Annotated in this window: 11 protein-coding genes and 1 pseudogene; 5 read left to right on the top strand and 7 right to left on the bottom strand. The window is 71.9% G+C overall.

What is annotated here, in order from left to right; all coding sequences use genetic code 11:
- Window positions 1-74: 74 nt before the first annotated feature.
- Complete coding sequence (locus ACGFWE_RS11605; RefSeq protein ID WP_393599533.1) at window positions 75-1,226, bottom strand: serine hydrolase domain-containing protein; 1,152 nt, start codon at window positions 1,224-1,226, stop codon at window positions 75-77.
- 15 nt (window positions 1,227-1,241) lie between these two features.
- A complete protein-coding gene (locus ACGFWE_RS11600; RefSeq protein ID WP_393599531.1) occupies window positions 1,242-3,773 on the bottom strand; it encodes a M14 family zinc carboxypeptidase in 2,532 nt (843 codons plus the stop codon).
- A gap of 172 nt (window positions 3,774-3,945) precedes the next feature.
- Between ACGFWE_RS11600 and ACGFWE_RS11595 the strand changes: the two genes are divergently transcribed.
- Both ACGFWE_RS11595 and ACGFWE_RS11590 read left to right on the top strand, forming a co-directional pair.
- Window positions 3,946-4,767, top strand: coding sequence for an EI24 domain-containing protein (locus tag ACGFWE_RS11595; RefSeq protein WP_352383445.1), 822 nt, complete (start codon window positions 3,946-3,948; stop codon window positions 4,765-4,767).
- Window positions 4,751-5,050: a hypothetical protein gene (locus ACGFWE_RS11590; protein ID WP_393599529.1), complete on the top strand. Its 300-nt coding sequence runs from the start codon at window positions 4,751-4,753 to the stop codon at window positions 5,048-5,050. The genes ACGFWE_RS11595 and ACGFWE_RS11590 overlap by 17 nt, the downstream gene beginning before the upstream one ends.
- On the opposite strand, the gene ACGFWE_RS11585 is transcribed toward ACGFWE_RS11590, so the two are convergent.
- Window positions 4,998-6,245 carry a pyroglutamyl peptidase gene (locus tag ACGFWE_RS11585; RefSeq protein ID WP_393599527.1) on the bottom strand — a complete coding sequence of 416 codons (1,248 nt, stop codon included), beginning with the start codon at window positions 6,243-6,245 and terminating at the stop codon, window positions 4,998-5,000. The two genes, ACGFWE_RS11590 and ACGFWE_RS11585, sit on opposite strands and share 53 nt — an antisense overlap.
- Before the next feature lie 75 nt (window positions 6,246-6,320).
- Window positions 6,321-6,981, bottom strand: a pseudogene (locus tag ACGFWE_RS11580) (LysR family transcriptional regulator).
- 58 nt (window positions 6,982-7,039) lie between these two features.
- Between ACGFWE_RS11580 and ACGFWE_RS11575 the strand changes: the two are divergent.
- The gene (locus ACGFWE_RS11575; RefSeq protein WP_393599526.1) at window positions 7,040-7,429 is read left to right on the top strand and encodes a RidA family protein; all 390 of its coding nucleotides are present in this window, start codon (window positions 7,040-7,042) and stop codon (window positions 7,427-7,429) included.
- Window positions 7,430-7,453: 24 nt separating this feature from the next.
- On the opposite strand, the gene ACGFWE_RS11570 is transcribed toward ACGFWE_RS11575, so the two are convergent.
- Entirely contained in the window at window positions 7,454-8,035 is a 582-nt protein-coding gene (locus ACGFWE_RS11570; protein WP_352383436.1) for a TetR/AcrR family transcriptional regulator, read from the bottom strand.
- 104 nt (window positions 8,036-8,139) lie between these two features.
- Between ACGFWE_RS11570 and ACGFWE_RS11565 the strand changes: the two genes are divergently transcribed.
- Window positions 8,140-10,623, top strand: coding sequence for a glycoside hydrolase family 3 protein (locus ACGFWE_RS11565; protein ID WP_393599524.1), 2,484 nt, complete (start codon window positions 8,140-8,142; stop codon window positions 10,621-10,623).
- Window positions 10,624-10,648: 25 nt separating this feature from the next.
- Here the strand turns inward: ACGFWE_RS11565 and ACGFWE_RS11560 are convergent, their stop codons facing one another.
- Complete coding sequence (locus ACGFWE_RS11560; protein WP_393599523.1) at window positions 10,649-11,620, bottom strand: aldose epimerase family protein; 972 nt, start codon at window positions 11,618-11,620, stop codon at window positions 10,649-10,651.
- 10 nt (window positions 11,621-11,630) lie between these two features.
- Window positions 11,631-12,515, bottom strand: a complete 885-nt coding sequence (locus ACGFWE_RS11555; RefSeq protein ID WP_352384345.1) for an SGNH/GDSL hydrolase family protein — start codon at window positions 12,513-12,515, stop codon at window positions 11,631-11,633.
- Window positions 12,516-12,765: 250 nt separating this feature from the next.
- On the opposite strand from ACGFWE_RS11555, the gene ACGFWE_RS11550 reads away from it, so the two are divergent.
- On the top strand, window positions 12,766-13,260 hold the full coding sequence (locus tag ACGFWE_RS11550) for a DUF3145 domain-containing protein (RefSeq protein WP_352383431.1): 495 nt from the start codon (window positions 12,766-12,768) through the stop codon (window positions 13,258-13,260).
- Window positions 13,261-13,318: the final 58 nt, after the last annotated feature.

Genomic DNA, 13,318 nt, shown 5'->3' with positions numbered 1-13,318 from the left:
GGTCGTGCAGGCGGAGGCGGTACCCCTGGACGTGGGGTACCGCCTCCGCTCATGTCATACGGCTCACCGACGGCTCACACGGCCAGAGCCGCCCGGTGCACGGCCCGCACGAACCGCTCGTTCTCCGGCGCCGCCCCTCCCGGGAACGCCATCCGGCGGCGGGTGTACCCGTAGGCCAGACCGCTGCGGGGGTCGGCGAAGGCCTGGGAGCCCCCGGCGCCGCTGTGGCCGAAGGAACCGGCGCCCAGGAAGGGGTGCCACATGTCGGCCGTGGCCTGGAAGCCGAGGCCGTAGGACTTGTGCGCACGGGCCACCAGGTCGTAGCCGACGGAGTGGATCTGACCCACCTCCGCGATCGTGTCCGGCTTCAACAGGGGCGGCCGGTCGGCCATGTCGCTGATCGCCGCCGCGTACATCCCGGCCAGGCCCCGCGCGGCCGCCACTCCGCCCGCCGACGCCGGCCCTTTCGCCCGTACGGCACGGGAGTTGGCGTAGCCCACCAGGTCGCCCGGGTCCGGCACCTGCTGGTTGAAGGCGATCGCGGCCAGGGTGTGCGGACCCGTCGGCGCCGCGTCCAGCAACGCCTGCTGCTCGGCGGTCGGGGCCATCGGCTGGACGGAGCGGTACCGGGGCTCCAGGGCCTCGGGCAGCCCCAGGTGGAAGTCCAGCCCGTACGGGGCCCGGATCCGCTCCTCGTACACGTCCTGGAGCGAACGGCCCGTCGCCCGCCGTACGATCTCGCCGCTGAGCGCGCCGATCACGAGCGCGTGGTAGCCGAAGGCCGTGCCGGGGCGCCAGAACGGCTTCTGGTCCGCGAGCCGTTCCGCCAGCGCCCGGTCGTCCGCCAGCTCCTGCGTGGAGAACCCGGCGTCGAGGCCCACCACTCCGGCCCGGTGCGCCAGCAGCTCCCGCAGGGTCAGCTGGCCCTTGCCCTCGGCGCCGAACTCCGGCCAGTAGTAGGTCACTTTGCGGTCCAGTTCCAGGGTGCCCTCCTGGACGAGGAGCGCGACCACCAGATGGGCGGCACCCTTGGTCGACGAGAACACGCCGTACAGGGAGTCCGGTCCGACGCCCTCACCGGTCCACAGGTCGACGACCTGCCTGCCGTGCACAAACGCGCTCAACTGCCCTTCGTAGTCGGGCCGTTCGCCCGCCACGAAGGCGGCGAACTCCTCGCGCACCGCCTCGAAGCCGTCCGTGACGGTGCCGTGGATCTCCTGCGTCATCCGCTCTCCTCAACTTCAGCCGCTGCTCGCGTGTGCCATGGTGAACAATGCCCGCCCGACCTGGGCGAACTCCCCCTTCGGATGGTCCCGGAAGAGGGGCTCGGTGCCGAACAGAACGGCTCGCGGGCCGCTGACGACCGAGGCCTGCCCGGCCGCGGCGGCGGGACCGCCGGTGCCGTCCGGCAGCGACCGCCAGTGCCCGGAGACCAGCGGGTTCCCGGTGGCGTACGACTGCTCCACCCGCACCCCCGGCCCGAGATCGGTGAACCAGACCGGCGCGTAGACAAAGCTGTGGTCCGGCGCCCCGGCCGTCACCGGACCCGAACGCGCCACCCGCACCACGCCGTTGGCGTCCCCGTTGCCCTCCACCGGCTTCGCGGCCAGCAGTCCCGTGTCCGCGCTCAGCCGGGCCCCGACGACCCCGCGCCCGACGAGCCCGTGCCCGGCGCCCAGGAAGGCGTCCAGGGCCGTACGGGCGCCGCTGGTGAGGGCGTCGCGGTCCAGCCCCGCCGACACGAACAGCGCGTCCACCGACGACCAGTCGAAGCCGGCGTTCAGGACGGCCGTCGAGACCGGGGTGACCTCGAAGCCCATCTCCCGCAGGGCGAACAGCTCGCCGGGAGTCACGGCGGCGGCCACCCGGATGCGGCGCAGTGGGGCCGTGCCCTTCTGCCCCGTCGCGTCGAAGACCACGTCATGGGTGCGAGCGGCCTCGGTGGCCAGGGCACGCGCCGACGCGGGCACGATCGCGCTGCCGTCGGCGGCCCGCCGTACCGGAACACCTTGCCGGAGCAGGGAGTTGAGCGCCGCGATCTCCTGCGGGTCGGTCAGCCGCAGCCGCAGGTCGCCGCGCGGGGGCACCCGGCCGGCGTGCGCGGCGGCCCGGACGGCCCTCAGGGGAGCACCGGCCAGGCTCCCGGACGTGACCGGCACGACCGTCGCGCCCCACAGCCGCCCCAGGCTCCAGCCCGAGATGTCGTACATCACGGAGACCTTGTCGCTGATGTCCCGGCCGTCCGCGAGCAGCACGTTCGCCAGGCCCCGCTTCGGCTGGCGCATGTCGACGACGTACGAGCCCTTGGGGTACGTCCGTCCGCCGAGCTGGAGTTGACGGCTCGCGCGGCTGACGCGGACGTCGTTGGCGAGGAGGTGGCCGACGAGACGGGCGGCGGCGGTGTCGGTCGTACCGGCCGGGATCACGTACGCGCGGGGGAAGTCGGCGGTGTACACGTCCTCGGGCCCGATGCCCGGCACCCCGGGAACCGTCTCCTCGGACACCGGCACCTGAGCGGCTCCCGCCGCCCCGCGCCGGAACACCTCGATCTGGTCGGCGATCAGCGAAGCGCGCCTGTGCTGGACGAAGTCGAGCGTCGCCCTGATGGCCGCGCCCGCCACCGCCGTGTTGACCGCGGACCGGCGCCGCAACTCCGCCACGGGCAGGCTGTCGTAGAGGGAGTTGTTGACGGCCAGCGGGATCTCGACCGTGTGCGCGGCGACCGCGCCGTGGAAGGCCGCGTACTGCGGGGTGAAGATCGGCGGCCAGTCGTCCCAGCCCTCCTCCTGGTCCCGGAAGGGGATCTGCGCGGGCTCGACACCGTCCTTCGCGGGTGTGTAGCCGAGGCCGTTGACGGCGGCCTCCATGCCCAGGGCGTTGGCATAGGTGTTCTTCAGGAAGAGGTCGTACTCGTAGTTCTCGCCGTGCGGGGGAGTGGTGGGCTCGATGAGCGTGCCGTTGACGTACCCGTGCAGGTCGAGCATCACGGCCGGCTGCTTGTCGATCTCGATCTGCCGCATCGCCCGCGTCTCGGGCTGCGAGGCGGTCACGAAGTCCCGGTTGAGATCGAAGCCGTTGGCGTTCGCCCGGGTGCCGGCGATACGGCCGTCGGGGTTGGCGGTGATGTTGAAGTACAGCCGGGAATGGGCGAGAAGGTCCTTCGTGCGGGCATCCTCGGCCGTCGCGAGCTGCTCGATCAGCTTCAGGGAGGCGTCGGTGCCCTCCCACTCGTTGCCGTGGATGTTGTTGTTGAAGAAGACCGGCGCTTTGTAACCCGCCTTGATCTCCCTCGACTTGGCGGCGGCCGCGGGCGCGTTCTCGATGAGTTCGCGCATCCGCTCCTGGGCACGGGCCCGGGCGGTGGTCTCCGGGGCGGTCACGGTGACGAGGTAGAGCCGGTGCCCGCCCGCCGAACGTCCGGCGACCTCCACGCTCACCCGGTCGCCCAGTCGCTGCAGGGCGTTGAGCCTCGGCGCGATCGCGTGGTACGGCGTGAGGCCCAGCTTGACGGACCTGTCCGACGGGTCGACGGGGTCCGGGGTGAGGACCTGCTCGCGGGGATAGCCGCGGGTGGTGTCCGTGAAGCCGGTGGTCGGGGCGGTGAGCGCCCGCCGGGTGGCGCTCTCCGGGGCCCGGGCCGGGCCCCGGTCGCCGGCGCTCTCGCGGATCGGGGGTTCCTGGTCCGCGGTCGCGCTGTCCGGGGTGAGCAGCAGGGCGCTCGTGAGGGCGATGAGCAGGACGGGTCTCGCAGGAACGGTTCTCGTGGTGTGCACGCGTACCTCCTCCTGGGCTTCCTGAGATCGGTACGGCGAGATGTACCTGTTCGACTCAACCGCAACAAGAGGGAGTTCGTGGCGCCGATGCCCCGGATGGCGCAACTCGAGTGTCCGGACCGGGCACAGGGCCGTATCCGCAGCTCCACAGGCACCCGATAGGGTGCGGGACATGCGTGATCTCGGGGCGGGGTTCCACTATCTCCTGAAGGGCCAGCGGTGGGTGGCCCGGCACGGCAAGCAGTACGGCTTCGGACTGGTCCCGGGCCTGATAACCCTGGTGCTGTACGTGGCGGCACTGGTGGCCCTGGCGACCTGGGGCGAGGACGCGGTGTCCTGGGCGACCCCCTTCGCCGACGACTGGTCGAGCCCGTGGCAGGGCCTGTTCCGGGGCTTCCTCACGGCCGTCCTGTTCGCGTTGGCCCTCCTGCTGGCCGTCCTGACCTTCACGGCGGTCACCCTCCTCATCGGCCAGCCCTTCTACGAGAACCTCTCCGAGAAGGTCGACCGGGACGTCTCCCCGGACGGCACGGCCCCCGAGTCCGGTCTGCCGCTCTGGCGCGAGCTGTGGATCTCGGCGCGGGACAGCCTGCGCATCGTGATCCGGGCCGCGCTGTGGGCGGTCCTCCTCTTCGCCCTGGGCTTCGTCCCCTTCATCGGCCAGACCGCGATCCCGGTGATCGGCTTCTTCGTGACCGGCTTCTTCCTCACCGAGGAACTGACCGCGGTCGCCCTCCAGCGCCGGGGCGTGGACCTCCGGGCCCGCCTGACCCTCCTCCGCTCCCGCAAGACCCTCATCTGGGGCTTCGGCACCCCGCTCGCCCTGGCCTTCGTGGTCCCCTTCGTCGCGGTGTTCCTGATGCCGGGCGCGGTGGCGGGGGCCACGCTGATGGCACGGGAACTGCTGGGGGAGGAGACACGGGACGGGTCCGAGGAACCGGAGGGGTCCGACGAGTCCGACGGTGAGTCCGTGTCCGGTGAGCTCGGAACCTGAGCCGACGGTCCGTCCGGCGACCGTCACGTTTCCCGAGGCCCTCCGCGCCGCCGCCGAGAACCGCGCCGAGTTCCTGGTGGCGGACCGGAACACCCAGGTGATCGGCTACGCCTACGCGGCCCGGATGCAGACCCTGTTCGCGGGCGGCACGGTCCTGGAAATGACCGTGCCGACACGCAGGGCCGCCGACTTCTACCGCCGCCTGGACTTCACGGACACGGCGACCTACCTCAAGTGGTCTTCTCCACCGCGACCGTCAGAATCCCCCGCACCTGCGCGATGATGTCCAGCCGGTTGCGCACGAACCCCGGGTCGGTCACCGTCCCCGTCGCCGGGTCCGTGTTGCCGGTCCCGAACTCCAGCACCGGCGTGTGCACATGCCCGCCCGGCAGGACGTCGTGCAGCCCCAGCCGGTCCCGCAGCAGCGTGGCCCGGTAGGCGATCTCGTTGGAGAGATAGTCCCCGCCACCTCCCGCCCGTGCCGTGGACCCCGGGCTCGGCCCGTCCGGACGGACCACGGGCTGTGTTGCGCCCGCGGGGATCTCGGTCACGCTGGTGTGGTCGTAGACGGGAAAGCGACCGGTGTCCGCGTCCACGATCGCCTTGTACGGCAGGGTCGTCGTCGTCCACTGCGGCTGCGAGCCCGGGTCGGAAACCGGCACCGACCCCGTCACCCCGACGTTGTCGTTGTCCGCGAACCCGCCCCGCCAGGCCCCGTTGGTCCGCTCGATGTCGAACCGCCCGACCCGCCCCTGACTCACGGTCGTGAAGAGATCCACCCGCTTCAGATACGGCCGCAGCGCCCGCTCCACGGTCCGGTCCGTGAAGTCCTGCCACCGCACCGGGAACACGACGGTCTCCACCCGCGCCGGCCCGTTCGCCGTCCGGATCACCGTCCCGTCGAGCGCGAGCGCACTGGCCCCGGACGGGTTCGAGATCCGTATGTCACGGTCCAGCGTGAACGGATCGAACCCGGTGACGAGCACCCGCTTCAGCCGGTGCCCACCGGGATACCGCACCGCGGTCTGCCCCCGCGAGGTCCGTTCCAACTCGTCCAGCAACGCGGTCCGTTGCGTATCCGTCAGTGCGAACGGCGCCTCCCAGGTCCGCACTTCCCGCGTCATCGCCAACCGCGCCCAGTACAGGGGCCGGTCGTCGTCCCGGCTGAGATCCCCGCCGGCCGGCCCCCGCCCCTGCGCCCGGTCGACGGCCCGCTTCCACAGCGCGGACCCCTGCCGTACGACGACCTTCCGCGCCTCCGCGTAGGAACGCGCCGACCCGAGCGCCCGCGTGAAGCGCAGCGGTACGGCGTCGAATCCGGACCGTTCGAGGATCTCCCGCGGCACGGCCCGGTCGAGCCGCCGCTCCTCCACCGTGGGCGAAAGCGTGGCCTCGGCCGCCGCCGGACTCACGGGGGCCGCCGACCCCGCCAGCAGGGCCAGTCCGAGAATGCCGATCCGAACACGTAGGGATGTCAAGGGAGTTCAGGTCCTTCCGTCGCTGTGGGGCGCGAGTGGTGCGGGACGACGGCAGTATCGCGTGACGGAAGTGGTCTACGCCATGGGGGGCGACGTGCGCGGGATCCGCCCCGCGGCCTCCCGCAGCGCCGCCACGAACGCCGCCACGGCCGGTGAGGGCGCCCGGCCCCGCGGTGTCGCCGTGTACACGGCTCGCGCCGGGGCCCCTTCGTCGAGTACCGGGAGCAGCACGACGTCCGGTCGTACGGCCTGCGCGGCGAGCGCCGGGACCAGCGTCACGCCGAGTCCGGCGGCGACGTAGCCCTGCTTGGCGGTCCACTCGCCGACGACATGCGCGATCCGCGGCCGGAAGCCCTGCCGCAGGGCCGCGTCGAGCAGCGTGCCCTCGGGCCGCGGGCTCCCGGAGATCCAGTCGGCGTCCGCGAGTCGCCCCAGCCGTACCGGGCCACCGCCCACCAGGGGGTGGCCGGTGGGGACGGCGACGTAGAGCGACTCGTCGAGCAGATGGCACCCGCCCCGCCTCTGTCAGCCGGACGCCCCGCGGTAGCCGGTCGAACAGCGGCGCCCCGCCCAACGCCCCCTCCAGCGAGGAGATCTGCCGGGACACCGCGGACTGCGTCCAGCCCAGCGTGCGCGCCGCCACCGTGAACGACTCGTGCCGGGCGACCTCCAGGAAGACCCGCAGCCAGACGGTGGCGAGGTCGGGAGGGAGGGCCCTGCGATGCGGGTTCGGCATGACATCCATGCTGGACATTCGCTTGTCGCATCGCAAGGGCGGACCTAGCGTCGACGACATGCGGATCACTCTGGACAACCCCGTCGGCGCGCCCCAGCCCCTGAGCCCCTACTACTCCCAGGTCGCCCGCGTCGAACAGGCCGACGGCAGCGCCCTGTTGTTCGTCTCCGGTCAGATCGCCGAGGGTGCCACGCTCGCCGAACAGTCCCGGGGCGTCTTCGAGACCCTCGCCGCGCTGCTTGGGGCGCACGGGGCGAGTCTGGCCGACGTCATCAACATCCGCACCTACCTCACGGACATCTCCGAGTTGGAGCAGTACGGCGCCGTACGGCGGGAGTTCCTCACCGGCACCCCGCCCACCAGCATGACCTTCGAGGTGTCCCGGCTGTTCCGGCCCGAGGCGCGGATCGAGATCGAGGTGGTGGCAGCGGTGCCGGCGGCCGGGTGACCGTGCGCCCGGAGCCGGTGACCCTCATTCCGCCGGCTCGCCCAGCAGTCGCAGAAAGTCCCGGAAGGCTCCCGGCATGTCCACCGACTCCGGGTCCAGCAGCCACTGGTACTGCAGGCCGTCCATGACCGCGACCAGCAGCGGTGCGGTGCGTTCCGGGCTCAGGCCGTTCGGGAGGCGGTCGCCGTACTCCGTGCGCAGGGCCACCGCCATCGACGCGCGCACCCGGGTGTAGCGGTCGGTGAAGTACTCCCGTGCCGGATGCCCCTCCGTCACGCTCTCGCCGAGCAGCGCCGAGAAGGTCTGGATGATGCCGGGCCGCATCGCGTTGTACTCGACGAGCGAGGCGAGCAGGTCGACGCGCCAGCTGCCGTTCGGCACTGCGTCCCACTTGTCCCGCTCCTCCAGCACCGCGACCAGCAGCGCGTCCTTCGTCGGGAAGTGGTGCAGCAGCCCCTGCTGGGTCAGCCCGACCCGCTCGGCCACCGCGGCCAGGCTCGCGCCCCGGTAACCGCGCTCGGCGATCACCTCCAGGGCCGCCCGGACGATCTCGGCCCGGCGTTCCCCGCTTCTGGTCCTGGCGCTCATGGCGTCACCGTACGACATCCCGACAAAGCAAATGTAACAGCCGCATAACAAAACCTACCGCTCACCAGGTAATCGATGCACGATGAGAGGACCGGCACGGACTTCAACGAGGAGGCACCGCCATGGCGGCACCCGAGGCACCCGCCGACCAGGCCCGCGAGGCGGCCGTCGAAGAGGCACTCGCCGCGCTCGACCTCGACGCCAAGGCAAGGCTCCTGGCCGGCCAGGACATGTGGACCCTGCCCGCGCTCCCCGAGATCGGCCTGGCCTCTCTCGTCATGTCCGACGGCCCGATCGGCGTCCGGGGTGTGCGCTGGAGCGCCGACGACCCGTCGATCGCCCTGCCCTCCCCGACCGCGCTGGCCGCCGCCTGGGACCCGGAACTCGCCCGCAGGGCAGGCACGCTGCTCGCCCAGGAGGCCCGCCGCAAGGGCGTCCACGTCCTGCTCGCCCCCACCGTCAACCTCCACCGCTCCCCGCTCGGCGGTCGCCACTTCGAGGCCTACAGCGAGGACCCGTACCTGACGGGACGGATCGGCGCCGGGTACGTGACCGGCGTACAGCAGGGCGGTGTCGGCACCACCGTCAAGCACTTCGTCGCCAACGACGCCGAGACCGACCGCTTCACGGTGAACAACCTGGTCTCCGAACGCGCCCTGCGCGAGCTGTACTTGGCGCCCTTCGAGCACATCGTCGCCAACGCCCACCCGTGGGGCATCATGACCGCCTACAACACGGTCAACGGCACGACGATGACCGAGCACCACCACCTCGTCAACGAAGTCCTGCGCGGCGAATGGGGCTTCGACGGCTACAACGTCTCCGACTGGATGGCCGCTCGCAACACCAAGGGCGCCATCGAGGGCGGCCTCGACGTCGCCATGCCCGGCCCGACGACCGTCTACGGCGAGGCCCTCGCCCGGGCGGTAAGGGACGGGGAGGTGGAGGAGAGCGCGGTCGACACGGCCGTACGCAACGTTCTGCGGCTCGCCGCCCGCGTCGGCATTCTGGACGGCGCCGAGCCCGTCGTCACCGACCTCCCGGACACCGTCGACGGCATCGAACTGGCCCGCGAGATCGCCTGCTGCTCCTTCGTACTGGTCCGCAACCAGGGGGCGTTGCCGCTGCGCAAGGGCACGGTCGCCCTCATCGGCGCCGCCGCCCGTGACGCCCGGGTCCTCGGCGGCGGCTCCGCCACCGTCTTCCCGGACCGCGTCGTCTCCCCGCTCGACGGCCTCACCGGAGCCCTTCCCGAGGGCACCCTCACGTATGCCGTCGGCGCCGACCCCAACACCGAACTCGCCGTCGCCGACAAGGGGTTCGACCTCCGGGCGGTCTGCCGGGGCGAGGACGGGAACGTCATCGGCACGGCGTCCGCCCCCAACGGCCACATCCAGTGGATGGGTTCGGACCTCCCCGAGGGCGTCACCCACGACCGGCTCCACACCGTCGAGCTCACCGGCACCTTCACCCCGCGCGAGAGCGGCCCGCACACCTTCGGCATCAAGGGACTCGGCGCCTTCACGCTGACCGTCGACGGCACGACGTACTACGACGACGTTCAGGGCACCGACAAGGACGACCCCTTCATCTCCTTCTTCGGCGCCCCCGAGCCCCGCGCCCAGGTCGAACTCACCGCCGGCGAACCGGTCGAGGTCTCCCTGACGTATGCCGTCGTCATCCCCGAGGACGTCCCGATGAAGGTCGTCACGTTCTCCCTGGCCCACCAGGACCCGCGGCGCGACCCCGACGAGCTGATCGCCGAAGCCGTCGAGGCGGCCCGGAACGCCGACACGGCCGTCGTCGTGGTCGCCACCACCGAGCGCGTCGAGTCCGAGGGCTACGACCGCAGCGACCTCGCGCTGCCCGGCCGCCAGGACGAGCTGGTCCGCGCGGTCGCCGCCGCCAACCCGAACACCGTCGTGGTCGTCAACTCCGGCTCCCCTGTGGAGCTTCCCTGGCGCGAGGACGTCGCCGCCGTCCTGCTCGGCTGGTTCCCCGGCCAGGAGGGCGGTGCGGCCCTCGCCGACGTGCTGACCGGCGCCCACGAACCCGGCGGTCGCCTCCCCACCACCTGGGGCGCCGCCCTGGCCGACGCCCCGGTCAGCCGGGTCGCTCCGGAGGGCGGCGAACTCCCCTACAGCGAGGGCGTGTTCATCGGATACACGGCCTGGGAGAAGGAGGGCCGCACTCCCGCCTACCCCTTCGGCCACGGCCTCGGCTACACCGACTGGACCTACGAGTCCGTCGAGGTCCGGGGCACCACCGTCCGGGTCCGGCTGCGCAACTCCGGAGCCCGTGCGGGCCGCGAGGTCGTCCAGGTCTACCTGGCGCCCGCCGAACGCGACGCCGAGCGCCCGGCCCGTCGGCTCGCCGGCTTCGCGGGGGCCGAGGCCGGCCCCGGCGAGAGCGTCGAGGTCACCGTCCGGATCCCGCGCCGGGCCTTCGAGATCTGGGACGAGAAGACCTCATCGTGGTCGTATGTGAAGGGTTCGTACGAAATCCAGGTGGGCCGCTCGATCGGGGACCGCAGGGTCACCGCGACGATTAACGTCTGTTCCCAGGGGGCACAGCCCTCACATGACCAGCCCCGGCCCGGGACCTGACCCCTGGGCCGGGGCTCGTGTGTGCTCAGCGCGTACCGAAGCCGTACACCGTCTCCGAGCGGTAGATCTCTCCCGGCCGCAGCACCGTGCTCGGGAACTCCGGGCGGTTGGGCGAGTCGGGGAAGTGCTGGGTCTCCAGCGCGATGCCGTCGCCGGGCGCGAAGGGCTCGGTGAGGTGGTCGGCGGTGTAGAGCTGGAGTCCCGGCTCGGTGGTCGCGACGGTCAGCAGCCGCCCGGACGCGGGGTCGTACAACTCGGCCACCTCGACGGCCTGTTCGGTGATCCCCTTGTCGAGCACGAAGTTGTGGTCGTAGCCCGCGCCGACCTTGCGCGACTGACGGAAGTCGAACCGGGTGCCCGTGACCTCCTCGACGCCGGTCGGGATCAGATCCGCGTCGACCGGCGTGAACCGCGAGGCGTCGATGCGCAGTTCGTGCCCGCCCGCGTTCCCGGACCCGGCCAGGTTGAAGTAGCTGTGGTTGGTGAGGTTGACGATGGTCGGCGCATCGGTGACCGCCTCGTACGCGATCCGCAGCGCACCGGACTCGTCCAGGCTGTACGTCCCCGAGACCTCCAGGCGCCCCGGAAAGCCCTCCTCGCCGTGCGGGCTGACCCGGCTCAGCCGCACCCCGTGCTCACCGGCGGGCTCCATGTCCCACACCCGCTTGTCGAAGCCGCGCTCGCCGCCGTGCAGGGAGTTGGGCGCGTTGTTGGGTGCGAGCGCGTACGTCACCCCGTCCAGCTCGAAGCGGCCGCCGGCGATCCGGTTCGCGTACCGCCCGACGAAAGCCCCGAGATACGGACCGGAGTGCTCCAGATACCCCTCGAGGCCGGCGAAGCCCAGCACCACGTCCGCCGTCCGGCCGTCCCGGTCCGGGACCTCGACCGACTGCACGATCCCGCCGTACGACAGGATCCGCACGCGGACACCCGCGCGCTCCAGGGTCCAGCGGTGCACAGGTGTGCCGTCGGGAAGTGCGGCGAAGAGTTCGTTCATGTGCGGAACTTTAGGACACGGACCTGACCTTGCGGTATGCGATCTCCGCCAGCCGCGCCTGTCCGTTCACACTCGGGTGGAACCAGTCCCAGTGGCTGAGCTGGTCGGTGCCGAACCGGTAGGCGTACACCGCGCCCCCGTCGTACCGGCACCGCTCGTCCTTGGCGCACACCTCCTTGAGCACGGCGTTGTACGCCTCCACCCGCTCCTGCACGGTGTCCCGCCGCTCGGTCGCCGCCGCGTCCAGGGCGTCCGCGTCGGCCAGCATCGACGGGCACACGCCCAGCTTCCACACCTGCTTGCCGAGCGGATTGGTCCGGCCCTGGGACCACAGCCGCTTGAGGTTCGGCACGCTCGCCACGTACACCTGCGCCTTGGGCGCCGACTTCCGCAGCACGCCGAGCGCGTCCTCGAAGCCGGCGCGGAAGTCGGAGACCGACGTCATCGCCGCCGTGGAGTCCCGGCAGGCGTCGTTGGCGCCCACCATCACGGTCACCAGCGCCGGCGTGCGCGAGGCCGCCTGGGTCATCTGGCCCGGCAGATCCGCCATCCGCGCCCCGGACACCGCGTAGTTCCAGCTGCGCCCGGCCGCCTTCGCCCGCCCCAGCAGCCGCACGGCCAGGGAGTCGACCTGGGTACTGCTCCCGGTGGCCCAGGACACGTCGGGGCAGTCCTTCAGGATCCCGCACGCGTCGAAGCCGCGGGTGATGGAGTCGCCGACAGCGGCCATCGAGCCCGGGCTGGTGTCCCACGCCGGGGTGGGCTTCGGTGAGGTCTTCGGCTTCTGGGTCGGTCCCGCCGAGTCGCCGCCCACGGCGTCACAGCCGGCGACGCCCACAAGAGCCGCCGTCAGGACGGCGACGACGGCCCGCGAGCGGTGGCCCTGCTTCCGCATCCGTGGTGTTCCCCTCATGAAATGGTGGTCCTCTCATCACAACGCACGGGAGTTCCCGGGGGCCGCGAGGGAACGATCGACACCCGTACTAGCGTCCTGCCGAGTGAATGGCGGGCGTTTCCGGGCACCGGGACCGACGGTACGTCACACTCCTTGCGCCGCCGCACGGTAGCCTCGCCATCAACGTGGCCGGTCGGCATCGCCGCCATGCCGGCCGGCAAGACCTGTCCCGCTCAGCCCGGAGGTCCCGGTGACGACACGTGGAGTCCTGTACGTGCACTCCGCGCCGCGCGCGCTGTGCCCGCACGTCGAGTGGGCCGTCGCCGGGGTGCTCGGCACGCGCGTGAGCCTCGACTGGATCCGGCAGCCGGCCGCGCCGGGCACCTGGCGCTCGGAGTTCTCCTGGAAGGGCGAGGCGGGCACGGCGTCCAAGCTCGCGTCGGCCCTCAGAGGCTGGCACCTGCTGCGCTTCGAGGTCACCGCCGAGCCCTGCGCCACCGCCGAGGGCGAGCGCTACAGCTGCACCCCGGAGCTCGGCATCTTCCACGCCGTCACCGGCATCCACGGCGACATCCTGATCCCGGAGGACCGCCTGCGCGCGGCCCTGACCCGCTCGCAGCGCGGGGAGACGGACCTGGAGGCCGAGCTGGCCAAGCTCCTCGGCAAGCCCTGGGACGACGAACTGGAGCCCTTCAGGTACGCCGGCGAGGGCGCCCCGGTCCGCTGGCTGCACCAGGTGGTGTGAGCCCCCGTACAACTCCCCCGTGCACGTGAAGGGCCCCCACCGACCGGCGGGGGCCCTT

Source organism: Streptomyces sp. NPDC048523 (assembly GCF_043199815.1).
In the GTDB taxonomy this organism is placed as follows: Bacteria; Actinomycetota; Actinomycetes; order Streptomycetales; family Streptomycetaceae; genus Streptomyces.
The sequence above is the reverse complement of the archived record's forward strand: the minus strand, read 5'-3'. Positions and strand labels throughout refer to the sequence as shown.

Bases quoted from the DNA above. Each gene is read 5' to 3' on its own strand.
- ACGFWE_RS11605 (WP_393599533.1), bottom strand. From the start codon at position 1,226: ATGACGCAGGAGATCCACGGCACCGTCACGGACGGCTTCGAGGCGGTG.
- ACGFWE_RS11575 (WP_393599526.1), top strand. From the start codon at position 7,040: ATGCGGATCACTCTGGACAACCCCGTCGGCGCGCCCCAGCCCCTGAGC.
- ACGFWE_RS11555 (WP_352384345.1), bottom strand. From the start codon at position 12,515: ATGCGGAAGCAGGGCCACCGCTCGCGGGCCGTCGTCGCCGTCCTGACG.
- ACGFWE_RS11570 (WP_352383436.1), bottom strand. From the start codon at position 8,035: ATGTCGTACGGTGACGCCATGAGCGCCAGGACCAGAAGCGGGGAACGC.
- ACGFWE_RS11565 (WP_393599524.1), top strand. From the start codon at position 8,140: ATGGCGGCACCCGAGGCACCCGCCGACCAGGCCCGCGAGGCGGCCGTC.
- ACGFWE_RS11595 (WP_352383445.1), top strand. From the start codon at position 3,946: ATGCGTGATCTCGGGGCGGGGTTCCACTATCTCCTGAAGGGCCAGCGG.
- ACGFWE_RS11560 (WP_393599523.1), bottom strand. From the start codon at position 11,620: ATGAACGAACTCTTCGCCGCACTTCCCGACGGCACACCTGTGCACCGC.